The 22,358-nt window shown below is 65.4% G+C and carries 18 protein-coding genes, 1 tRNA gene and 1 pseudogene; 11 read left to right on the forward strand and 9 right to left on the reverse strand.

What is annotated here, in order from left to right; translation table 11 throughout:
• The first annotated feature begins 898 nt into the window (after positions 1 to 898).
• Complete coding sequence (locus AC5RWD_RS05320) at positions 899 to 1,225, forward strand: transposase (protein ID WP_494019014.1); 327 nt, start codon at positions 899 to 901, stop codon at positions 1,223 to 1,225.
• Between the two features lie 138 nt (positions 1,226 to 1,363).
• Here AC5RWD_RS05320 and AC5RWD_RS05325 read toward each other — a convergent pair.
• Together AC5RWD_RS05325 and AC5RWD_RS05330 are read right to left on the reverse strand one after the other, a co-directional pair.
• Positions 1,364 to 1,445, reverse strand: a tRNA-Tyr gene (locus tag AC5RWD_RS05325).
• Positions 1,446 to 1,560: 115 nt separating this feature from the next.
• The gene (locus AC5RWD_RS05330) at positions 1,561 to 1,794 is read right to left on the reverse strand and encodes a hypothetical protein (RefSeq protein ID WP_494019015.1); all 234 of its coding nucleotides are present in this window, start codon (positions 1,792 to 1,794) and stop codon (positions 1,561 to 1,563) included.
• 197 nt (positions 1,795 to 1,991) lie between these two features.
• Between AC5RWD_RS05330 and AC5RWD_RS05335 the strand changes: the two genes are divergently transcribed.
• The gene (locus tag AC5RWD_RS05335; RefSeq protein WP_306925085.1) at positions 1,992 to 2,483 is read left to right on the forward strand and encodes a YajQ family cyclic di-GMP-binding protein; all 492 of its coding nucleotides are present in this window, start codon (positions 1,992 to 1,994) and stop codon (positions 2,481 to 2,483) included.
• 89 nt (positions 2,484 to 2,572) lie between these two features.
• Positions 2,573 to 3,082, forward strand: coding sequence for a GNAT family N-acetyltransferase (locus AC5RWD_RS05340; protein WP_494019016.1), 510 nt, complete (start codon positions 2,573 to 2,575; stop codon positions 3,080 to 3,082).
• Here the strand turns inward: AC5RWD_RS05340 and htpX are convergent.
• On the reverse strand, positions 3,075 to 3,944 hold the full coding sequence (gene htpX / locus AC5RWD_RS05345; RefSeq protein WP_494019017.1) for a zinc metalloprotease HtpX: 870 nt from the start codon (positions 3,942 to 3,944) through the stop codon (positions 3,075 to 3,077). The genes AC5RWD_RS05340 and htpX overlap by 8 nt on opposite strands.
• A 40-nt stretch (positions 3,945 to 3,984) precedes the next feature.
• Positions 3,985 to 5,256: an MFS transporter gene (locus tag AC5RWD_RS05350; protein WP_494019018.1), complete on the reverse strand. Its 1,272-nt coding sequence runs from the start codon at positions 5,254 to 5,256 to the stop codon at positions 3,985 to 3,987.
• Positions 5,257 to 5,332: 76 nt separating this feature from the next.
• Between AC5RWD_RS05350 and AC5RWD_RS05355 the strand changes: the two genes are divergently transcribed.
• From AC5RWD_RS05355 to AC5RWD_RS05390, 8 genes and pseudogenes are all read left to right on the forward strand, one after another.
• On the forward strand, positions 5,333 to 5,806 hold the full coding sequence (locus tag AC5RWD_RS05355) for a Fur family transcriptional regulator (RefSeq protein WP_102973871.1): 474 nt from the start codon (positions 5,333 to 5,335) through the stop codon (positions 5,804 to 5,806).
• Positions 5,807 to 5,824: 18 nt separating this feature from the next.
• Positions 5,825 to 7,306, forward strand: a complete 1,482-nt coding sequence (locus AC5RWD_RS05360; RefSeq protein WP_306925094.1) for a catalase — start codon at positions 5,825 to 5,827, stop codon at positions 7,304 to 7,306.
• A gap of 503 nt (positions 7,307 to 7,809) precedes the next feature.
• Positions 7,810 to 8,031: a hypothetical protein gene (locus AC5RWD_RS05365; protein WP_494019019.1), complete on the forward strand. Its 222-nt coding sequence runs from the start codon at positions 7,810 to 7,812 to the stop codon at positions 8,029 to 8,031.
• Positions 8,032 to 8,244: 213 nt separating this feature from the next.
• The gene (locus AC5RWD_RS05370; protein WP_494019020.1) at positions 8,245 to 8,991 is read left to right on the forward strand and encodes an acyltransferase family protein; all 747 of its coding nucleotides are present in this window, start codon (positions 8,245 to 8,247) and stop codon (positions 8,989 to 8,991) included.
• A 247-nt stretch (positions 8,992 to 9,238) separates the two neighbouring features.
• Positions 9,239 to 9,517 (forward strand): hypothetical protein, encoded by a 279-nt coding sequence (locus tag AC5RWD_RS05375; RefSeq protein WP_494019021.1) that lies wholly within the window; start codon positions 9,239 to 9,241, stop codon positions 9,515 to 9,517.
• 176 nt (positions 9,518 to 9,693) lie between these two features.
• Positions 9,694 to 10,098: pseudogene (locus AC5RWD_RS05380) on the forward strand (hypothetical protein); the annotation flags it as partial.
• Between the two features lie 65 nt (positions 10,099 to 10,163).
• Complete coding sequence (locus tag AC5RWD_RS05385) at positions 10,164 to 10,307, forward strand: SGNH hydrolase domain-containing protein (protein WP_494019068.1); 144 nt, start codon at positions 10,164 to 10,166, stop codon at positions 10,305 to 10,307.
• A 100-nt stretch (positions 10,308 to 10,407) separates the two neighbouring features.
• Positions 10,408 to 11,043 (forward strand): DUF2461 domain-containing protein, encoded by a 636-nt coding sequence (locus AC5RWD_RS05390; protein WP_494019022.1) that lies wholly within the window; start codon positions 10,408 to 10,410, stop codon positions 11,041 to 11,043.
• Between the two features lie 41 nt (positions 11,044 to 11,084).
• Here the strand turns inward: AC5RWD_RS05390 and AC5RWD_RS05395 are convergent, their stop codons facing one another.
• The 5 genes from AC5RWD_RS05395 to AC5RWD_RS05415 form a co-directional block, all read right to left on the reverse strand.
• Positions 11,085 to 12,632: an amino acid permease gene (locus AC5RWD_RS05395; protein ID WP_494019023.1), complete on the reverse strand. Its 1,548-nt coding sequence runs from the start codon at positions 12,630 to 12,632 to the stop codon at positions 11,085 to 11,087.
• Between the two features lie 249 nt (positions 12,633 to 12,881).
• Entirely contained in the window at positions 12,882 to 18,392 is a 5,511-nt protein-coding gene (locus AC5RWD_RS05400; protein WP_494019024.1) for a peroxidase family protein, read from the reverse strand.
• Between the two features lie 372 nt (positions 18,393 to 18,764).
• Positions 18,765 to 19,199, reverse strand: a complete 435-nt coding sequence (locus AC5RWD_RS05405) for a DUF779 domain-containing protein (RefSeq protein ID WP_494019025.1) — start codon at positions 19,197 to 19,199, stop codon at positions 18,765 to 18,767.
• Positions 19,200 to 19,226: 27 nt separating this feature from the next.
• Positions 19,227 to 20,750, reverse strand: a complete 1,524-nt coding sequence (gene exaC, locus AC5RWD_RS05410) for an acetaldehyde dehydrogenase ExaC (protein ID WP_494019026.1) — start codon at positions 20,748 to 20,750, stop codon at positions 19,227 to 19,229.
• A 135-nt stretch (positions 20,751 to 20,885) separates the two neighbouring features.
• Positions 20,886 to 22,262: a GAF domain-containing protein gene (locus AC5RWD_RS05415; protein WP_494019027.1), complete on the reverse strand. Its 1,377-nt coding sequence runs from the start codon at positions 22,260 to 22,262 to the stop codon at positions 20,886 to 20,888.
• Positions 22,263 to 22,358 lie beyond the last annotated feature (96 nt).

The raw sequence follows: 22,358 nt of genomic DNA on the forward strand, positions 1-22,358 counted from the left end.
GCATTGTGGCTGCTCCCTCGAGCGCAGCCGCCCCCTTCGACGCTGGACCGTGTCGCCCGCCCGCCACGGCAGCGTCACCCTTCCCCCATCCTCCGTTGCCCGTCGTGGAAGCAGGTCTCATCCGGACCGTAGCTCCAAAGTATATTTCCGGGACGTCGACCCCGCTGGCCTGAATGGTCCCAACTTTATTTGCCACTGTAATTCCGGGGTCTGGTTCTGGGTTCTCCAAAACATTCCCCGAATGATCCGGTAGCCGGGCATGTCCGGGCACTACCTTAGAGCAGGCCTTCGCCGAGCCAAGTCAGCGGCCGCGGTGGCCCACTCTCAGTGGCCGCTCTGAGTGCTACTGCGCCATTGAGTACTACTGCGTAAATGTGAAAATGGATTCACCACTGGCGCCGATACGTCGACCATTTCGGGAACGCAGTCTCCGCTATGCCCGCCGGCTTCACCACGTCGGGGTCGGCGGCCTACGCCGGCAAACACGTCCTGATGCTCCTGCATGCCGCCGCGTCCCCATTAGCAATACAACACAACGACCGGAGAGATCAGCCGCGAACTCACCATCGACCCCGGGACTACCGGGTTATAGGACAAAAACGTGTGTATGGGATTGCCTTGGTTCCCAGTGGTGGCGGGCGAATTCCCTGATGTGAGTCGCCGCGCGGAGCTGGAGGCGTTCCTTGGCTGGTTGATGGGCACCTCGACCCAGGCAAGGAGTGCTTCGTTCGGCACGGCCCGATCGTTCGTCGGCGCACGGCATGGTGCTGGAACGTCGCCCCACGGACCCCGGTCATCGCGGAGATCCACGGCCAGATCCAGGTCGACGCGATCTACGTGGATGCGTGGTGCTGTCTCATCGCTGTTGCCGGTGACTATGTGCAGGGTCGGCAGTGGTGTGACACCGAGAATGAAGGCCGCGTGGGCGGCGCTGCTCGAACGCTTCCCCGCCCCGCGGGTGGTGGTCACCAACGGCGGATCCGGGATCGCGGCGGCCCTGTCCGGGTGCTGGTCCGAAACCGCTGTGCAGCACTGCCTGGTCCACGTCCAGCGCAACGTGCGCACTTACCTGACTGGTCGGCCCAGGACCGATGCCGGCAAGGCATTGTTACGGCCAGGACAGGCCCTGACGAGAACTAAGGCCCCCGGCCCCGAGCTCTACTGCACCGGACTCAGCGCCGACGAAGACCGCTGGCACCGCATAGGCTGGGCAGGACGCTCATGACACGCCCGGGATTTACACACGTTTTATCCTATAACCCGGACTACCAGCGCATACCAAGAAAAACACCCCGGTCCGAAGACCGGGGTGTAACCGACGACCCGACTCATCCGTGAAGGATGTCTCGACTCATCACAAATGTGGCAGATGAGGGATTCGAACCCCCGTAGGCGTTGCCAGCTGATTTACAGTCAGCCCCCTTTGGCCGCTCGGGTAATCTGCCGAACTTCAAAAGAAGATCACCACAGCTTTGTTTCCATCACCGCGGCAAGACAACCTTACAGAACTTCTGCCGAAGAATAAAATCGGGGATCAGCGGGCCGAAACTGCGCGGAAAATCAGGCTTCGCCGAGGATCCGACCGGCAAGCTTGGCCTCGAACCGCAGCGCCTGCTCCTCGGTGATCTGGTTGAGCTGCACCGCCCGCTGAAGATCCGCCTGCACTCCCTCAAGCCGGGTGGAGGCGTCAGCGACCGGGCTGAGAATGATGGATGCCGCCACAGCAGCGGCGGCCACCGATGAGGCGGCTGCGGCGGTTGACTTGGTGACGTAGCGGACGGCCTTGTGGGTCATTACTTTTCCTTCCGAGCGGCTTCCAACTGCTACAACTCCGGGCGCCAAAACTTCGTTCCCGCCATGACTCGGCTATGAGTGAACTGTGAATACCGCCCACCTTCACATCCTTGCCATCCGTACTACGCTGGAATCCAGATATCCACCTGCCCGGCGCCTCACCGCCCGGGCGACGCATGCACCAGCAAAGGAGAGTCATGGCAGGCGAGTCCACGTTCGACGTCGTAAGCAAGGTAGACAAGCAGGAGGTGGCCAACGCGCTGAACCAGGCGCAGAAGGAAATCGCCCAGCGCTATGACTTCAAGGGTGTTGGCGCCGAGGTCGATTTCAGCGGCGAAAAGATCCTGATGAAGGCGAACTCGGAAGAGCGCGTCCTGGCCGTCCTCGACGTGCTGCAGTCCAAGCTGATCCGCCGCGGGATCTCGCTCAAGTCCCTCGACACCGGGGAGCCCTACGCGTCCGGCAAGGAATTCCGGCTGGAGGCCTCCATCAAGGAAGGCATCGCACAGGACCTGGCCAAGAAGATCAACAAGCTCATCCGCGACGAAGCCCCGAAGTCCGTCAAGTCCCAGATCCAGGGCGACGAACTCCGCGTCACGTCCAAGTCCCGCGACGACCTGCAGGCCACCATGGCCCTGCTGAAGGACTTTGACGAGGCAGACCTTCAGTTCGTCAACTTCCGCAGCTAGAGGTTTCACCGGCACGCAACGGACTGGCGGCACCCGCCTTCGGGTGCCGCCAGTCCGTCTGTGCATCCCGAGCCGAAGAGAGGAATCCCGTGAAGTACTCTGTGACTCCCGAGCCGTGGGATACCGAGGACGGCGCCCGGCTGCGCGGCATGCAGCGCGCCGAGCTGGACGCCCGGTACGGTTCCGACGACCACGAGCCCGGTGCAGCTCCCACCGCCGAGGACATCACTGTGTTCCAGGTGGCCCGGAACGGCGAAGGGACGGCCGTCGCCTGCGGCGCCCTGCGCCGGCTGGACGCCGCATCCGCGGAGATCAAGAGGATGTTCGTGCTGCCCGATTACCGCGGAAGCGGAGCCGCCACGGCGGTTTTGCGAAGCCTCGAAGCCGAGGCCGCCCGCCTGGGCCTGAGCGAACTCAAACTGGAAACCGGCACAGCCCAGCCCGACGCCATCCGCTTCTACGAGCGCGAGGGCTACCGCCGGATCGACAACTTCGGGCCGTACGCGGGCGAACGGCTCTCCGTCTGCTACGCCCGCTCGCTGGCTCCGGCGGCAGCGGATACTTCAGCGGCGGGAAGTACGGCGGCGGCCGTCAGCTAATCGGCCTGCCCGCCATCCGCTCCAGGCGGCTGATGCGGTCCTGCATCGGGGGGTGCGTCGCGAACAGCTTGCTGAGCCCGCCGCCGCGGAACGGGTTGGCGATCATCAGGTGCGAGGCGTTGACCAGCCGCTGGTCCTGCGGCAGCGGCGCGGCCTGGACCCCCTGGTGGATCTTGCGCAGGGCGGAGGCGAGCGCCAGCGGATCGCCGGTGAGCTGCGAACCGTCCTCGTCGGCGTCGTACTCCCGGGTGCGCGAGATGGCCACCTGGATCAGGGACGCTGCCAGCGGTGCCAGCAGCGCCATGGCGATGAGGGCCAGCGGGTTCGAGTTGCGCCTGTCCCCGCCGCCAAAAAAGAGCAGCATTTGCCCCACCGAGGTGATGACGCCGGCCACCGCCGCCGCCACGGACGAGGTCAGGATGTCGCGGTTGTAGACGTGCATGAGCTCGTGGCCGAGGACACCCCGCAGTTCCCGCGGGGTGAGCAGCTGCAGGATCCCCTCCGTGCAGCAGACGGCCGCGTTCTGCGGGTTCCGCCCGGTGGCGAAGGCGTTGGGAGTCATGGTGGGTGAGACGTAAATCCGCGGCATCGGCTGGTTGGCGCGGGCGGACAGCTCCCGGACCATCCGGTAAAGCTGTGGCGCCTGGGCTTCGGAGACGGGGTAGGCCTGCATGGACCGGAGCGCGATCTTGTCGCTGTTCCAGTAGCCGTAGGCTGTGGTGCCCAGGCCGATCAGCGCCATGATCAGGATCGGGGCCGAGCTGCGGGTATTGCCGGCAATAAGCGCGCCGAGGCCCAGCAGGATCGCCCACAGCACGCCGAACAGCGCCGCCGTTTTCAGCCCGTTGTGGTGATTGTGCAATTTTTCCTCCACAGCTCAGAAGTCGGAACCGGCACCGCCGCTACGGAACGGGATTCCGCGCGTCGTACTTCAGAAAGCCGGATTGCCACCGCGCCACCGTCCAGGCCACCACAATGCACAGGAGGCCGCCGAGCAACAGGACCCAGCCCTCACTAAGAATTTTAGTGCCGCCGCCTGCCAGCATGTCGCCTAGCCGCGGCCCTCCCGCGACCACCACAATGAAGACTCCCTGCAGCCGGCCGCGAAGGTGGTCCGGGGTCGCGGCCTGCAGGATGGTGGTGCGGAAGACGGCACTCACCGAGTCCGCGATGCCCGCCAGGCCGCAGCATATTGCCGCCGGAACCAGCCAGAAGGTCACGCCGCCGGAGTCGGACCGCCCGGCCAGGACCACCACGAGGCCGAACGCCGCAAAAGAAGCGCCCCATCCCATGACCGACCAGGCCACCGCACTCCCCTGCCGCTGCACCGCGCCAAGCGGCCCGGAAAAGAGGCCGGCGAGGAAGGCCCCCACCGCCACGGACGCCAGCAGGATGCCCACGGTGGTTTCCCCGCCGCCGATCATGACGGCGCCGATGGCCGGCAGCAGTGCACGCGGCTGAGCGAGGATCATCGCGATGAGGTCAAGGATGAACGTCATCCGCAGGTTGGGCCGCGTGCCCAGGAACCGGAAGCCCTCCACGACGGACCGCATTCCGGCCCGGCCCGCCTCCTTGCCGGGCGGCATGGGAGGAAGCTTCAGCAGGGCCCAGAAGGCAAAGACGAAGCTGACAACATCCAGCGTGTACGTCCACCCGAAGCCGATGCTGGCCACCAGGACGCCGGCGAGCAGCGGTCCCGCCGTCATGGACAGCCCGAACGTCACCATGTTCAATGCGTTGGCGGCCGGCAGGAGCTCCTTCCGCAACAGCGCGGGAATGATGGCGCTGCGGGCAGGCTGGTTGATCGCCTGGGCGCCGCTTTGCACGGCCACGAGGGCGTACAGCAGCCACACATTGCCCACCTGCAGCCAGGCCTGGAGGGCAAGCCCGCCGGTGGTCAGCCACAGCACTGCGGACGACAGAAGCGCCACAGTCCGGCGGTCGTGGGAGTCGGCGATGGACCCGCCCAGCAGGCCGCCCAGCACCAGCGGCACCAGGGCAAAGATGCTCAGCAGCCCGACGTACAGGCTGTCCTGGGTGAGCCGGTATACCTCCAGGCCCACTGCCACGAGGGTGAGCTGGCTGCCCACATTGGAGACCGCCGACCCCAGCCAAAGCCGCCGGAAATCCGGGCTCTCGCGCAGCGGAGTGATGTCAGCCAGAAGTTTTCCCACCCGGCAACTCTAGCCTCAGCGAAAACTTAGCCCTACCTTATTGTGATCTAGTCAAAATAAGTGTTTCAATGGTGTCATGACCGATCACCCGGAAAGCCACGAAGCATGGGCCGCGGCCCTGCGTGCCCACGGCCGACGGGTGACCAAGCAGCGGCTGGCGGTCCTGGCCGCCGTCGAGCATCACCCGCATTCCCCGGCGGAAAACATCCTGGCGGCTGCACGCGAGGAACTGCCGGAACTGACGGCGCAGTCCGTGTATGTGGTGCTGGGTGATCTGACGGACCTGCATATGTTGCGCAGGTTCGAACCTCCGCACTCCCCTGCACTGTATGAGACGCGGGTGGGTGACAACCATCACCACGCGATCTGCATCAGCTGCGGGCGGGTTGAGGATGTCGACTGCGCTGTCGGCCATGCCCCGTGCCTGACCCCGCACTGGAACGAGGATTCCCATCCCATGACCATCCAGATCGCGGATGTCATGTACCAGGGGATCTGCGGCGAGTGCCAGCGGGCCCAAAAACTTCCTGCAAACGTAAATGACAAGTAACAAAGAAATAGGAGAACAATGACTGCCATTTCGACGACCCAGTCGGGTGCCCCGGTTACGTCCGACGCCCACTCCAAGGCTGTCGGCGCTGACGGCGCGATCATCCTCACGGACCACTACCTCGTGGAGAAGCTCGCCCAGTTCAACCGCGAGCGGGTTCCGGAGCGTGTGGTGCACGCCAAGGGCGGCGGCGCATTCGGCACGTTCAAGACCACCGAGGACATCTCCAAGTACACCAAGGCCGCGTTCCTGCAGCCCGGCGTCGAGACCGAGATGCTGATCCGTTTCTCCTCCGTTGCTGGCGAGAACGGCTCCCCCGACACCTGGCGTGACCCGCGCGGTTTCGCCGTGAAGTTCTACACCTCCGAGGGCAACTACGACCTCGTGGGCAACAACACCCCGGTGTTCTTCATCCGCGACGGCATCAAGTTCCCGGACTTCATCCACTCCCAGAAGCGACTGCCCGGTACGCACCTGCGTGACGCCGACATGCAGTGGGATTTCTGGACCCTGTCCCCCGAGTCCGCGCACCAGGTCACCTGGCTGATGGGTGACCGTGGCCTGCCGGCTTCCTGGCGCGAAATGCAGGGCTACGGCTCGCACACCTACCAGTGGATCAACGCCGAAGGCGAGCGGTTCTGGGTCAAGTACCACTTCAAGTCCAACCAGGGCGTGAAGAACATCACCGGTGAAGAAGCCGAAGCCCTCGCCGGCTCGGACGCTGACTTCTACATCCGCGACCTGCACGAGAACATCGAAGCCGGCAACCTGCCCTCCTGGGACCTGCACGTTCAGGTCATGCCCTACGAGGACGCCAAGACCTACCGGTTCAACCCGTTCGACCTGACCAAGGTCTGGCCGCACGCGGACTACCCGCTGATCAAGGTCGGCACCATGGAACTGAACCGGAACCCGGAGAACTACTTCGCGCAGATCGAGCAGGCAACCTTCGCGCCGTCGAACTTCGTGCCCGGCATCGCCGCGTCCCCGGACAAGATGCTCCAGGCCCGGATCTTCTCCTATGCCGACGCACACCGCTACCGCGTGGGCACCAACCACGCCCAGATCCCGGTGAACCAGCCGAAGAACCAGGTCAACAACTACAGCCAGGACGGCGCGGGACGCTTCCTGTTCAACGCTCCTTCCGTGCCGGTCTACGCACCGAACACGTTCGGTGGCCCGGCTGCGCTTGAGCCGGCTGCTGTTGGCGGCGGCTGGGAGAACGACGGCGAGCTGACGCACGCCGCGCACTCCCTGCACGCCGAGGATGGCGACTTCGTCCAGGCCGGCGCGCTGTACCGCGAGGTCTACAACGACGCCGAAAAGGCCCGCTTCCTGGACACCATCACCGGTGCCGTGGGCGGCGTGAAGCGCTCCGACATCAAGGAACGCGCCATCCAGTACTGGACCAACGTTGACGCCGAACTCGGCGCCAAGCTCCGCGCCAACCTCGGCGCAGCACCGCTCTCCGACGCAGAAGCCGCCAACAAGATCGGCTAACAGCACCCGGCAGCAACAGGAACCCCGCCACCGGCAAGTGACCCGTTCACAGCCGCGGCGGGGTTCCCTGCGCCCGGGGGCACCTTTTGGTGAGCATGCCGGAGCCTCCTTCGCCACACCAGCTTCAGTGTGACAGGACCATATAGTCGACTTGCGGCAGCCCTGGATGCGGCCGGCGCAGCAGCGTACGGCATCGGTCTGGGGCTGGATGATGCGTTCCTCGGTGCGACAAGGGAAATCGAGCGTTTCGCCCCCGCCCCACAGCCGCTCCTGGACGGTTCGGGACTGCCACGCAACTGGCGAGAACCGCCGTCCAAAAGGCCGCCGCCAAGGGCCCTGACGCCTATTACGTCGAAGCCATACCGGGTAGTGACCGCGTCGCCTACGAGCAACTGGCGGACCTCATTCCGGAAGAGCGGCTCCTGCCGTTCCTGCACATCTGGTCGCATGGCCTTCCGCTTTCCGAGAACCAGACGTGGGTGACCAGCCGCTTTCAATTCCACATGCTGCCAGCGTCTGCGGGTGCTCGCGGCATCGCTGTCGGAATGAAGAAGGGCTACTACGACGTCAAGCACGCGTCGCTGATCCGGTTGGGCAGCGGCTGGTCGCTTGCTCTGGACTGCGAGGATGCCAGCTTCCCGCACCAGCACACCATGCTCCGAGATGATTTGCCCGTGCTCGCGGCCCTGAAGCGCGCTGAGGCGAAGCACATTTGCCTGCCGTAGTAGGCCAGCTAAACCATCGTCCTCCCGGGCCCGAGCCCTTTTGATCCGCGCGGGGGCTGCCGCCGGGAGAACGAGGACCGGCGGGGAAGAGGCTGATCGTCACATGCCTCCCGCTGACCCATTACGGTCTGCTGGTGCCATAAAGCGGCCTTTCGTCGTCAGATGGCAAAATCGGCCAGACCACCTTGTCTACAAATCCTCAAGGACACCCCGATGAGCACCGTCGCAACTGCGCCCCTGCCCACCGTCCAGGCCGGGAACTCGTTGCGTCCCCGGCGCAGGAAGACCTTCCGCGCCGACATCCAGGCGCTCCGGGCTCTCGCCGTGGCGCTGGTGGTGCTGAACCACCTGTGGCCCACGCAGCTGACGGGCGCCTACGTGGGCGTTGACGTCTTCTTCGTGATTTCGGGGTTCCTCATCACGTCGCATCTGCTCAAGGAGCGGATGTCCACAGGACGCATCCGCCTAGCGGCCTTTTACGCCAGAAGGATCCGCCGCCTCCTTCCGGCGGCGTTCCTTGTCTTGGCCGTCTCCCTCGCGGCAACCATGCTCTGGCTGCCTTTCTCGCGCTGGGGTGACACCGCCCACGAGGTCCTGGCGGCGGCGCTGTACGCCGAGAACTGGATGCTGGCCGCCAGATCGGTGGACTATTCGGCGTCGACGGCGTCCGCAACCGTCGCGCAGCATTACTGCTCGCTTTCCGTGGAAGAACAGTTTTACCTGCTGTGGCCTCTGCTGCTTCTGGCCCTTTTCGCGTTCGCCCGCCGGCGCGGCAAGGCCCGTGGCCCGCGTCCTGTTCACGGGAATTGCCGCAGTGGCGCCATCAGCCTGGTTGCGTCCGCGGCCATGATCAGCCTGGCACCAAACCAGGGCTATTTCGTCACCCCCGTCCGGGCATGGGAATTCGGGGCGGGCGCACTCGTGGCGCTCGCCGCCGCACGGCTCAGGGTTCCGGCCTGATACGCCAAGGCCGCGGAACTGGCCGGACTCAGGCTGATCGCATACTCCGCCAGCACCTTCAACGACAGCACGCCCTTCCCGGGCTGGCTTGCGGCAATTCCCGTGCTGGGGACATCCCTGGTGATCCTGGCCGGCTGTGATAACCGCGAACCTGCCCTGAAACGCCTCCTGGGCTCCGCCCCGGTGCAGTTCCTCGGGAACATCTCGTACTCGCTCTACCTGTGGCAACTGGCCCCTGATCGTCCTTGTGCCCTTCGCGCTCGCCCGGCCGCTGGGCACGGTGGACAAGGTGGTCATCGTCCTGCTGTCCGTGGTCCTGGCCGGGCTGACAAAGACGTTCGTGGAGGACTATGGTCAGTCCGCGAAGATCCTGGCTGCGTCCTCCCGGCGGACCTTTGCAGCCATGGTCATCGGCATTGCCGTTCTGGCCGGACTTGCCGTGCTCCAGCTGCAGCTCGAGAGGGCCGGCAACTCCGCAGCCCTGCTACGGCCCGCTGGCCCAGCTGCCGGGAGCAGACTCCGCTGACCGCTTTGGCCCGTCGGTGGCTCCGGTCATGGCGGAGCAGAACGAGTACTGGAAGTCGCCGGGCGAATGCAGCCTGCGCGACGAGCTGAAAGCCGGGGGCACCAAGACCCACCTGCGGTGCGACTTCTCGCAGGGAAAGGAGGGGGCACCGGTCGTATGGCTGGTGGGCGACTCGCATGCCCAGCAGTGGCAGGGGGCCGAGATGGATTGTCAACACGGCGTTCCTCGGTGGTTGCCCTGTGGCGGACGTGGTCTTCAAGGCATACGAGGGGAAGAACGACCCCGGCGCGGCCAGGATCTGCTCGGAATGGGCTGACCAGGTTACCGAAACGGTGGCCCGCGACCGCCCCCTGGCGGTGTTCACGTCGATGTTTGCCCGTGCGCAAACGGTCGACGACGGCTCCGGAAAGCCCCAGGTGGAGCAGTTTACCGCTGGTCTGCAGGCCACGTGGCGGCGCTGGACCGACGCGGGCACAAAAGTGTATGTGCTCGCCGATCCGCCGCTGAACCAGGCGCTCAGGCCCCCGGTCTGCACCAGCCTCCACACCGCCGATCCCGCGGCCTGTGCTGTGGACCGCAGTGTGGCCCAGCCCGAGGATCCGCTGTCCACCGCTGCCAAGGCGGCTACGTCAAGGACATCAGGCTGCTGGACTTCACCGACTACTTCTGTGATGCGGCCAAGTGCTACACCATGGTGGGCGGCGTCAATGTTTACTACGACGCGAACCACCTCAACCGCGTCTACAGCGAACTGTTGGCACCGATGCTGCTAGACAGGTTGCCCAAGTAGGCGGGCTGAAGCAGTCCGGCGGCTGACGGGCCTGCGCCATTTTCCACATAGGCGGCCGCGCCCATGGCCCCGCCCGGGGCAGTGTCTCTAGGCTTCAACCATGAGCACATTCGAGGGCATCCCCGCCGCGGCAACCAAGTTCTTCGCTGAGCTGGAGGAGAACAACAACCGCGACTGGTGGCAGGCCCACTCCGCGGTGTACCAGGACTCCGTCAAAGCTCCGCTCCAGGCGCTCCTCGCGGACCTTGAGCCGCGCTTTGGTCCGGGGAAGATTTTCCGCCCCCACCGTGATGTCCGTTTCTCCCCGGACAAGTCACCGTACAAGACCGCCCAGGGCGCCTTCGCGTCATACCAGGAAGGCGTTGGCTATTACCTCCAGATCAGTGCGGACGGCCTGCTTGTTGGCGGCGGCTACCACTCGCACTCACCCGCGCAGCTGGTCCGCTACCGGAATTCGGTGGACGCTGGGAGCACCGGCGAACAGCTGCAGCACATCGTGGATGCCATCGCGGCGGCCGGATTCGCCATCGAAGGGGAGAAACTGAAAACCGTGCCACGGGGCTTTCCGAAGGATCATCCCCGCGCCGAGCTGCTTAAGCACAAGTCGCTCTCCGCCGGTGTCACCCTTGGTGAGCCCGGCTGGCTCGGCTCCGCGGAGGCGGAACGCGAGATTGCCGCCCGGTGGGAACAGCTCCGCCCGCTGGTGGACTGGGTGGGACGGCATGCCGCCCCGTGACAGAGCCACCAGCGGGCGGTTGCCAAGGTAGATGCGTCAGGCTAGACCTTGGTCAGCGCGTCGTCGTCCCGGTCGTCGAGGTCGCCTGCTGTGCCGTCGACCGCGGCTTTGGCGGCGGCGAACTTTTCGTTAAGGCGCGAGTGCCGCTGCCCGTAGGCGAAGTAGATGGCAATGCCCACTACCAGCCAGATGCCGAAGAAGATCCAGGTCTCCACGGCGAGGTTGGTCATCAGGTACAGGCACAGTACCGCGGACACGACCGGAAGCACCTTGCCGAACGGCACCCGGAAGGCCGGCTTCAGGTCAGGGCGCTTCTTGCGCAGCACCAGGATGCCCAGGCTGACCATCACGAACGCGGACAGCGTGCCGATGTTGATCATTTCCTCGAGCAGGTCCACGTTGGTGAGCCCGGCAACCAGGGCGACCGCGGCGCCGCAGATGATCTGCAGGCGCACCGGCGTCGAACGCTTCTCACTGGTCTTGGACAGGGACCGCGGCAGCAGGCCGTCGCGGCTCATGGCCAGCACCACGCGGGCCAGGCCCATGAGCAGCACCATGATCACCGTGGTCAGGCCCACGAGGGAACCGAAGGCGATCACCTTCGCGGCATCGGTGTTGCCGACGGCCTCGAAGGCCGTGGTGAGCGTGGGGCTCTCAGCCTCGGCAAGCTGCGTGTACGGAACCATGCCCGTCAGTGCGAGGGACACCAGGATGTACAGCAGCGTAACCAGGGCCAGGCCGCCGAAAATGCCGCGGGGCAGGGTTTTCTGCGGGTTCTTGACCTCCTCAGCGGAGGTGGCCACCACGTCGAAGCCGATGAAGGCGAAGAACACCAGGGCGGCACCGGCGAAGATGCCCATGGTGCCGTACTGTGCGGGGGCGGCACCGGTGAGGAAGCCGAAGAACGACTGCTTCATGACGTCGGCCGCACCGGCGTTGGCCGTCGGTTCGGAAGCCGGAACGAAGGGTGTGTAGTTGGAGAACTTCACGTAGCTGAAGCCTACGATGATGACGAACACCACCACGGCGATCTTGATCAGCGTGAAGATGTTGCCGACCCGGGCGGACAGCTTGGTCCCGAGCACCAGCAGCACGGTGAAGACGGCCACGATGAGGAAGGCGCCCCAGTACAGGTCCACGCCGCCGATCGAGATGGCCGGCGGCATTTCCACGCCCATGAGGGCGAAGACCTTGCTGAGGTAGATGCCCCAGTACTTGGCGATCACCGCGGCCGCGGTGAAGAGCTCCAGGATAAGGTTCCAGCCGATGATCCAGGCCAGAATCTCGCCCATGGTGGCGTAGGTGAAGACGTACGCGGAGCCGGCCACCGGGATGGCGGTGGCGAACTCGGCGTAGCACATGATCGCCAGGGCGCAGGTGACGGCGGCGACCAGGAAGGAGATGGTGACGGCAGGGCCGGCGAAGTTCGCGGCGGCCTTGGCGCCCACAGAGAAGATGCCGGCGCCGACGGCAACAGCGACGCCCATGATCATCAGGTCCCAGGTGCTCAGGGAGCGCTTCAGCGTGCGTCCGGGTTCATCGGCGTCGGCGATTGACTGCTCGATGGATTTGGTCCGGAAAAGGTTCATTGGAAGTCCACAGTCCTGATAGGGGATGGAAACAGACCTATCAAGTGTAGTGTCCATCCAGTGGACGGCCACATTTGTCCCGAATACTGAGACGGCTGCACGCAAAACCACGCCCGGCCCTCCTCCGCGCTGCGGCTGCGCGGTGTGGTGGAGGGCCGGGCGTGGGGTCCGGGAAACAACGAGTCAGGACTCGTTTTAGAGGGGAGGCCGGGCTGCCGACTGCTTTGACGGTTGCAGCCCGGCCGCTCCCTATTGTGCGCCTGTCCTGAAGATCCAGGCTCCTGATACCAGCGGGTTCCCGGCAAGGTCCCTGATGGCGGAGGTTCCACCAGTCAGTGAGAACCTGTACTGGGTGTTAGCCAGCAGAGTGGCCGACGGGTTCAGGGTCACGGTTCGCGTAGTGGCGTTGTAGGACAATACCGCAGTCGTAACCGCACTGTCGGACTGCCGAATGAGACGGACCGTGGTCGCGTTCAGCCCGGTCATTGCCTCGCTGAACCTCGCCGTTACATTGACGTTGCGGCTCACGTTCGTGGCACCACCACCGGGTGTCAGCGATGCAACCGTTGGGGCGGGCCCGGTGGTGAACTGCCACGAGGTGAACGCCATGGTGTTGCCGGCTGTGTCGCGGACTGAGGAGACAGCCATCGAGTATGTGCGGTCTGCCAGCAGGTTGGTGCTCGGATTCACTGTCGCCGTACGGGTTGTGTTGTTGTACGTGACCGTGGCAGGGACGACGGTTGTGCCGAGCCGCAGCACCACGGTGCCCGTGGTGACATTCGCCACCGGCTCACTGAACGTCACGCTCAGGTTGTTCGCCTGGCTGACGGACGTCGCGCCCGAGGCAGGCGTCCGGGAGGTGATCGTCGGAACCACGAACTCAGTCCGCGGCGTGATCAGCGGCGTACGGGCCGAAGGTGTTCCCGTGCCTGCCGTGTTGATCGCCGAGACATCGAACGTGTAGCCGGTGCCGTTGATCAGTCCGGTTACCACCGTGTTCGTCACGTTTCCGACGGTGACTTCGCGGGTCGGCGTGGTGGCCGCTCCAACGAAGACGCGGACCCGGTACTGGGTGATCGCAGCGGCGTTGGCAACAGCCGAGGGGGCTGTCCACCGTACCGTGGCCTGCGCGTTGCCAGCGGTTGCCGTGCCGATCGTCGGAGCCCCCGCGAGGACGGGTGCCGCCGGAGTGACCGCGTTGGACAATGCCGAGAAGGCGCTGGTGCCGATCGGATTCACTGCCCGAACCTGGAACCGGACAGGGGTTCCGTTGGTCAGACCCGTCACTACCAGGCTGGTGGCATCAGCGTCTGCGGTCCGAAGTGCGCCTACCTGGGCTCCGGCTGCGTTGACCACCCGCACCTCGAAGCTGGTGGCGACGCCGCCTGCTGCCGGGGTGAAGTTGACCGTTGCCTGGCCGTTGCCGGCCGTAACGGCGCCGATGACGGGTGCCGACGGTGCGACGGTATCGGCGAACACCAGCCGTTCGACGTTCCGGATGGTGTCCGTGCCGTCAGTGCCCACGTTGTCGGTCACCGTGGTGGTGGAGCCCGGGGAGCCGAGCGTGCCGTCGCCGCCGGTCGTGGTGACCGTGTAGTCGGCCTCCGGTCCGGTGAACACAGCCGAGTCGGTGCCGCCGGAGCCCGTGAGGATCTCGCGGACCGCCACGATGTTGCCGGGGTTCACGGTTCCCGCGAAAACAGCTTCCTGCAGCGTCGGTCCCGTGAGGTTGCCATTGGCGTCCTTCAGGTAACGGCTGGTCATGGCGCTCTGGCCCAGCGCTTCCGTGCTGGCGCTGCCGATCTCGGTGGCCGGGTTGTTCGGGTCGGTGCGGACACTCAGCCGGACACCGAGGTACCGGTCGCCGTCGATGATGTCATCGGCGCCGCGTCCCTCGAGGAGGTCAGAGCCGGCGCCGCCAAGGAGGAGGTTGCCACCGCCCCAGACGTTCGAACCGGGGGTGAGCAGCGGGCAATCCCCGGATGCCGATGCAGCAATGACCGTGTCCGCGGGAGTGTTCAGCGCCGGCACCAGGTCGTCAAGACCAGCGATGCGGTCGAGGCCCTCCTGGTTTAGCACGTTGCAGCCGATGAAGCCTCCACCGCCCACGTCGCTGGGAACAACGTCGTCGCCGCGGAGCTTGTCATCGAATTTCCAGCCGGAGGCGGCCTCAACTTCATTGAACTTGTCGCGGACATCGACCTGCAGGATGTCAAGCGGAACAAGCGGCAGATCCAAGTCGAGATCCTGGGGCTGCGGGTCGCCCTGGCCGATCTCCCAGTCGTAACCGGAGGCTCCTGCAACCTTTTCGATGCCCGGGCCGCCGAGGCCGATGTCGTCGCCGCCCTCCATGTCGTAGTCGTCATCGCCGCCCTGGCCGATGAGGATGTCGTGTCCGGGCTTCTGGGAATCATCCAGGAAGAACAGGTTTCCGCTGTCTCCCTGCATCAGGTCAGGCTGGTCGCCGCCCTCTTGCCAGTCGTCCCCGCTGTCACCGAACGCGGCGTCGATGCCCTGACCGAGCATGATGAAGTCGTCACCGGTTCCAGCGAAGGTCTCGTTGGCATTGGCTCCGCCGTTGCTGAAGTCCTTGCCATCGCCACCCATGACGATGTCCAGGCCCGGGCCGGCGTCAATGGCGTCGTTGCCGGGTCCGCCCTTCGGCACGTCGTCGCCGGCGAGGTCGGTGATGATGTCGTCGCCGTCGCCACCGAGCGCGACGTCGGCGCCGTCACCACCCTCGATGATGTCGTTGCTTTCACCGCCCCAGAAGGTGTCGCTGTCGTTTCCGCCGTAGACGCGGTCCACTCCGGCGGTGCCGTTGTAGACGCTCTGTCCGTTGATGCCGGAGGGATCGACAGTGTTCCTGGCCCTGTACTTGATCGTGCCGTCGGCCATACGGATCAGAACAGCCGACTCGTCGCACTCTGAGTCCACATCGTCCGCTACGGTGTTGCCGCTGGCTGCAAAGCCATCGGGTGTGCCTGCCAGCTTCTTCAGTTCGAACTTGCAGTCCGAGGTGGCGAACGCATCAGCCTTCAGGCTGTGCACGTTCGTGTTGCGCATCATCAGTTCAGCGAACGAGTTGCCTTCAAGGGCTGCCCGGAGGTTCATGCCCGGGGTGCGCGCCAGGTAGTACAGGCGGTCACCGTTCTGCAGGTCGGTCAGCTGGTTCTCGAAAACGTAGTTGAACGTGCTGCCCAGCAGGCCGCCGAAGACCACCGTCTGCTCCGCGAGACCGCCGACCCAGAGGTCGATGTGGTCGAGGCCGGTGATTGAGCTCGAGCCGTTGTTGGCCCAGGCATCGGTGCTGTTCATGAACGCAGCGGCGTCGGCCGGAGCAACTTCCCCGGCGGCGGGGCTGACGATCAGCCGTGCAGCGTTCCGCTTGCCTGCCAGCGTCGTGGCGCCCGTGATGGACGGGTGCCGGCCGTAGGCTGCAACGAAGTTGACGAGGGACTCCGGGTGCTTGAGGTTCTCGCCGAAGTCAACCCAGCTGACGTAGGGCTTGAGCTGGCTGTCATTCGTGGAGTTGAACAGCTCCCGACGAAGGACGTTCAACCGCGGAATGCCTTCTGAACGTGCCCGCGTCATATTGATCGCCGCAAGGTCCAGGGGCAGGCCCAGCAGGTTGCTGCGGAGCGTGTCCGTGACGAACTCGTCCAGTTCGTTGCCTGCCTGGTCCGACATTCCCATGATGATGCTGCCGGCAGCCTCTTCCGAGGTCAGCGGACCAGCCGGGCCGCCGTTGGTGTACTCCGGCGGGTTGAGGAAGCCCTCGAGCAGCGAGATGTCGTTCTGGCTGCCCTTGATGTCATCTGACGTGCCAAACACGGTGTCGGTGCCGGCTCCGTCCTCATTCCTGCGCGAGATCGTTTCCGTCAGCATGGAGTGGCCAAAGCGGTACACTGCGTGCGCGAACTCGGCCTTGACTGCGGGGTTGAGCTCGGTCTGGGTGAACGCAAACGGCTCGAAGGGGTTGATCGCGGGCTGGACCTTGCGGGCGAACTCCTCGAACACCAGGTGCTGGTATTCCATCTCGGTGATGAACCGTGCCGCCTGGAAGAGGCGTTCACCGTTCCAGCCGTTGGCACCGGATGCGAGTTTCCACTCGGCCAGTGCCGCGACGCCGCTGGGCGACGTGTCGTTGAGCAGGACGTTCTTGATGCTGCCTGCGGCCGGGTTCACGTCTGCGCCCACAAGCCGGTCGTGCTCGGAGTGGAAGACCTGGTGGATCGCGGTCAGGCCGATATTCTCGTTGACTCGTCCGTCACCGGCGATGAAGTGGGCATTCAGCATCTCGTCGTCGTAAGTGCCGGGTGCCTGGGTGGCGAAGTCGGCCGAGGCCGTGTTGTCCGCATCCGGCGTGGGAGATACCTTGGGCGTCGCGGGGTTGCGGTCCGTGTCCTGGGGCGACGGGTCGGCGTTGTGCGCGATGTCCGTCAGGAACGGGGTGTCAAAGTACCTGACGTTCGCTGGCACCGGTACGGTCTCATCCACCGTGGCTGTCAACGGGTCGTCGAGTCGTCCCTCGACCAGACCCGTCGCCGTCACGTACTGCGGCAACCCGCGGGCAGGGCCGGGAATGAATTTACCGTAAGCGTCGGCCGCGATCATCGGAACGTTCAGTACGTCCTTGTCTGCGAGCCTGAGACCAAGCAAAGTCTTTGCCTGAAGCTTGGTCGTGGCCCAGGTGGCCATGCCGCCGGCGGTGGGGCCGGCAGGGCCGCCGAGCAGCTTGCCCGTCGCGACCGGCTTGCCGTCGGTGTTGTTGACGTATTCCCGCAGGAACACCTGGTGTGACGCGTGCGAGGTGTAGGTCTGGCTCTGGTCAACCCACGGCGAGTCCGTGTTGTTCGCGTCCTGGACATCATCCGCGGTGCCCAGGATTCCGTCCGAACCGGGCTGGTTCTGACCGCGGGTCAGGACCATGAAGGCTTGGCTCGCCGGAACCTCGTCACCCGTGTTTGCTTTGCGGTCAGGGCCAACGGTGCGCAGCGGGTCGTCTGCCTTCAGGGGCACGAAGACCGTGCCGCCGCCCTTGACCGTCTGGTCAATGCCGTGGTCGAAGAACTGGCCGAAGAGGGTGAACATCGAGTTGTAGGGCGGGGAGAGGCCGACGTCAGTGGTCACGTTCTCGATGAACAGCGTGCTGTAGGACGGCACGCAGTCCGCGGGAACGCCTTCGACTGGCGGAGTGGCCAGCGGATCCGGGTCGGTGGTGCAGGGTACAGCGCCCGTGTTGCCCTGCGTCCTGACCGGATTGCCGGCCGCGGCCACCGCGGCCGGGTTGGTCGAGGTCTGGTCCACGATGAGGTTGCTGATAACCCGCGGCTCGGAGTCCACGACAGTCCCGGACTTCTGGCTGTACGAGGAGGCGGCCGGACCGCCAAAGGTCGTTGCATTCTCAGCACTGCCGAACACCGGCGTGGTCAGGCGCGGGAACTTCTGGTCGGCGGCGCCGAACGTCTCCTGGCCCGGCTGAAGGTTGTTGCATGACCCGTCCACCGTGCGGAGGCCCTGTGAGACCAGGGGGCTCGGGATTTGATTGGGGCCCGTGCCGACCAGTGCGCCACAGGGGCCGGTGGCTGAAGTCGTGTTGGCCACGTGGGCTTCAGCGATCTTGATCTGCTTAAGGATGAAAGAGAGATCGGAAGGGGTGATGGTAAAACCCTCCCCCACCGGTGCCTGCACTGCATTGGCCGCCACCACGGGCAACCCCATGGCAATGGGCATCATGAGCGTGGTTACTGCTGCCACCGTCCGGAAGGAGATGGCCTGCTTGCCGTGCTTTTTGCGTCGTTGACGCCGGTTTGTTGGTGGATTGGTGGGAGATGCGGATCGACTTTGATCCGCGCCCCCGTCTGACTTCCAGGCTGAGAGTTTCATGGCACACCTGCCGCTAGGAGGGATGTAACCGTGCCATCGTCTGTTGGCCTGCCCATGAAAACCTTGTGGAAGCGGCCGAACCGTAGCTCTTTGCCCAGTTGAGCCACCCAAATTGGGGGTTTTCGTCTGGCGTATTAACAGCCAAGGAACAGGCGGGGCCACTAGCTAGTGGCCCCGCCTGTTCCTTGTGAAGCTAGCAATTTCAGTGGGAAAAGTCCTGCCGGCTGGTGTTCTCCGGCCTCGCTACACCGCCCAGTCCATGAGGGTGGAGCGAATCAGGAAGCGCTTACCTTCGGGCGCCTCGACGGAAAATCCGCTCCCCCGGCCCTGCACCACGTCCACCGTCAGATGGGTGTGGCTCCAGTAGCCGAACTGTTCCCTGGACATCCAGAACTCCAGCGGCTGGCCGCCGTCGTCAGCGGAACCGGACCGGCCGCTGTCGTCAGCGGAGAGATCAAACCGCCCCAGCAGCACATCCGAGTCCCCCGTGAGGAAGTCCCCCGCCGGGTAACACATGGGCGCGGAGCCGTCACAGCAGCCGCCGGACTGGTGGAACATCAGCGGGCCGTGCTGCGTCCACAGCTTCCGCAGCAGTTCCACCGCCTCGGCGGTGAGCGCCACCCGGGAGAAGTCCTCCCCGGCCAGCGTCACGGCGGCGTCGAGCGTGTTTTCAGGCATCAGCGGCAACCTTGCATTGTCAGCTCCCTAGAAGAAGCCGAGCTTGTTTTCGCTGTAGCTGACCAGCAGGTTCTTGGTCTGCTGGTAGTGGTCCAGCATCATGGCGTGGTTCTCACGCCCGATGCCTGAGGACTTGTACCCGCCGAACGCGGCACCGGCCGGGTAGGCGTGGTAGTTGTTGACCCAGACGCGGCCGGCCTGGATCTCGCGGCCTGCCCGGTAGGCGACGTTGCCGTTGCGGGACCAGACGCCGGCGCCGAGGCCGTAGAGGGTGTCGTTGGCGATCCCCATGGCGTCGCTGTAGTCGCTGAAGCGGGTCACGGACACCACGGGGCCGAAGATCTCCTCCTGGAAGATGCGCATCCGGTTGTGGCCCTCGAAGACCGTGGGCTGGATGTAGTAGCCGCCGGCCAGGTCCCCGGACAGTTCGGCGCGGGCGCCGCCGGTGAGCACCTTGGCACCCTCCTGCTTTCCAATGTCGATGTAGGAGAGGATCTTTTCCAGCTGGTCGTTGGAGGCCTGCGCGCCGATCTGGGTATCGGTGTCCAGCGGGTTGCCCTGGATGATCTTTTCGGTCCGGGCCAGGGCGTCGGCCATGAAGGAGTCATAGATGTCGTCCTGGACCAGGGCGCGGGACGGGCAGGTGCAGACTTCCCCTTGGTTGAAGGCGAACAGCGCGAAGCCTTCCAGTGCCTTGTCGTAGAACGCGTCGTTGGTTTCGGCGACGTCGTTGAAGAAGATGTTGGGGCTCTTGCCGCCGAGCTCCAGTGTCACGGGGATCAGATTGTTGGAGGCATACTGGCTGATCAGGCGCCCTGTGGTGGTTTCGCCGGTGAAGGCGATCTTGCGGATGCGCGGGCTGGAGGCTAGCGGCTTGCCCGCCTCCACGCCGAAGCCGTTGATTACGTTGACTACGCCGGCCGGCAGCAGGTCCCCGATGAGTTCCATCAGGACCAGGATGGACGTGGGAGTCTGTTCCGCGGGCTTGAGGACGACGGCGTTGCCCGCCGCGAGCGCGGGGGCCAGCTTCCAGACGGCCATCAGGATGGGGAAGTTCCACGGGATGATCTGGCCCACGACGCCGAGCGGCTCGTGGAAGTGGTACGCCGTGGTGTCGTCGTCAAGCTGCGACAGGCGGCCTTCCTGGGCGCGGACGGCGGAGGCGAAGTAGCGGAAGTGGTCCGCGGCCAGCGGGATGTCCGCGTTGAGGGTCTCGCGGACCGGCTTGCCGTTGTCCCAGGTCTCGGCGACGGCGAGCAGTTCGACGTTCTCATCGATGCGGTCGGCGATCTTGTTCAGGATGGCGGCGCGTTCCGCGACGGACGTCTTGCCCCAGGACGGCGCAACCTTGTGTGCCGCGTCCAGGGCCAGCTCGATGTCCTCACCGGTGCCTCGGGCCACCTCGCAGAACGGCTTGCCGGTGACGGGCGTAATGTTCTCGAAGTACTGGCCCTTCACGGGTGCAACCCACTCGCCGCCGATCCAGTTCTCGTAGCGGTCCTTGAACGTGACCTTCGAACCATCGGTGCCGGGCTGTGCGTAAACGGTCATTGCTAGCTCCTTTGCTGTGCAACACGGTGGCGATGTGTCATGGTGATCGCCGATGCACCGAGCCTAGGAGCGGGCAGGTTGCAGCCAGGTTGCAACCTGGGGCCACGCCTTATGGGGCAGGTGGGAGGGCGCCGCTTATACGCGCAGTTCGGCTTCCAGCCGCTCCAGATCGGCGACGACGGCGGCCCGCTTGGGCGAGCGCGGCGGCAGGAGCTTCAGGGCGGCGCGGCGGACGTCGACGTCGTCCGCGGACTCCGGCAGCTCCGCGTACTTGAGCAGCGACTCGGCGCTGCCGTCCGTCAGGACGGCCTCGCGCAGCAGCGCGGACACGCGGGTTCGGAGCTCGACGATTCCGGGCGCCTCCGAGCGGGGCAGGACGGCGCCGCGGTAAATGTCCAGGGCAATCCGGTGGGCGCCGCGCTGCAGGCAGGTGAGTACCTGGCTGCTGTCCGGCAGGAGCTCCACAGCCAGCCTGTAGGGCCGCGACTCCGGCACCGCAGCGGGGTTCAGCTGCTGCAGGACCTTCCGGAGCCGCACCATCTCGGCGCGCAGGGTCATCGTGGAGCCGTCCCCCGGGTACAAGAGGACGCTCAGTTCCTCGGCGCTGAGGCCGTCCGGGTGGGTGCTGAGCAGGGCAAGGATCTCGCTGTGCCGGGCGGACAACACCACGCTGCGGCCCTCTATGCTGAGCAGGGCCTGGTCGCGGCCCAGCAGCTGCAGGCTGTTGCGATACAGGCTGCCTTCGCGCGCAGAACCGCCGGGCGCCCCGGAACCCTGGTGCCGCCGTCGTGATTTAGCGCGTTCCCGGGTAGCTGCAAGCTGCAGGCGTTCCACGCGCAGCTGGGCCTGGGCAGCCGCCACCGTGGCCTCCACGAGCGAGAGCGTATGCGGCGCCACGGCCGCCTCCGTGCCCGTGATGTCCACGACCCCCAGCAGCGCGCCCGAATCGGGGTCCTGGAACGGCACCGCTGTGCAGCTCCACGGGTGGACTGAACGCTTGTAGTGCTCGGCGCCGGAAATCTGGATGCCGCGGCCCAAAGCGAGGGCGGTCCCGGGGGCACTGGTCCCCACGGTCGCCTCCGACCAGTCGGCACCGGGAACGAACATCATGCCCTCGGCGCGGCTGCGCACGCCGGTATCGCCCTCCACCCAGAGCAGCCTGCCCACCTCGTCGCCGACCGCAACCAGCAGGCCGCTGTCGTGGCTGGGCCGGATGAGGAGTTTCTGGATGACGGGCATGATGGCGGCCAGGGGGTGCTGGCGGCGGTAGTCCTCCAGTTCGTCCGCGGCAATGGCCAGCGGCGCCTCGGGGTTGTCCGGGTTGGCCCGAAGCTTGGCGGACCGCTGCCAGGATTCGCGGATCAGGCGGCGGAGCCCGGGGATCTCTTCGGCACTTGGGAAGGCATCGGGTTGTGCGTGGGTGTCCAGGAATTCGTGGCCGGCGAGGGCGCTGCGCTGCACCAGCACCGAGTCCTTAGTTTCAGGTGCCGCCGGCTGGATCAGGTTCTTCATCGAACTCCCACTCGCCCGAACGCTTGCCCGCGACAGTCTAGTCCACCCAACTGGGCAGCAGTAGAGCCCGCGTGGTTGGAGTTTTTGTCTAACGGG

Source organism: Arthrobacter sp. CMU6 (assembly GCF_059090205.1).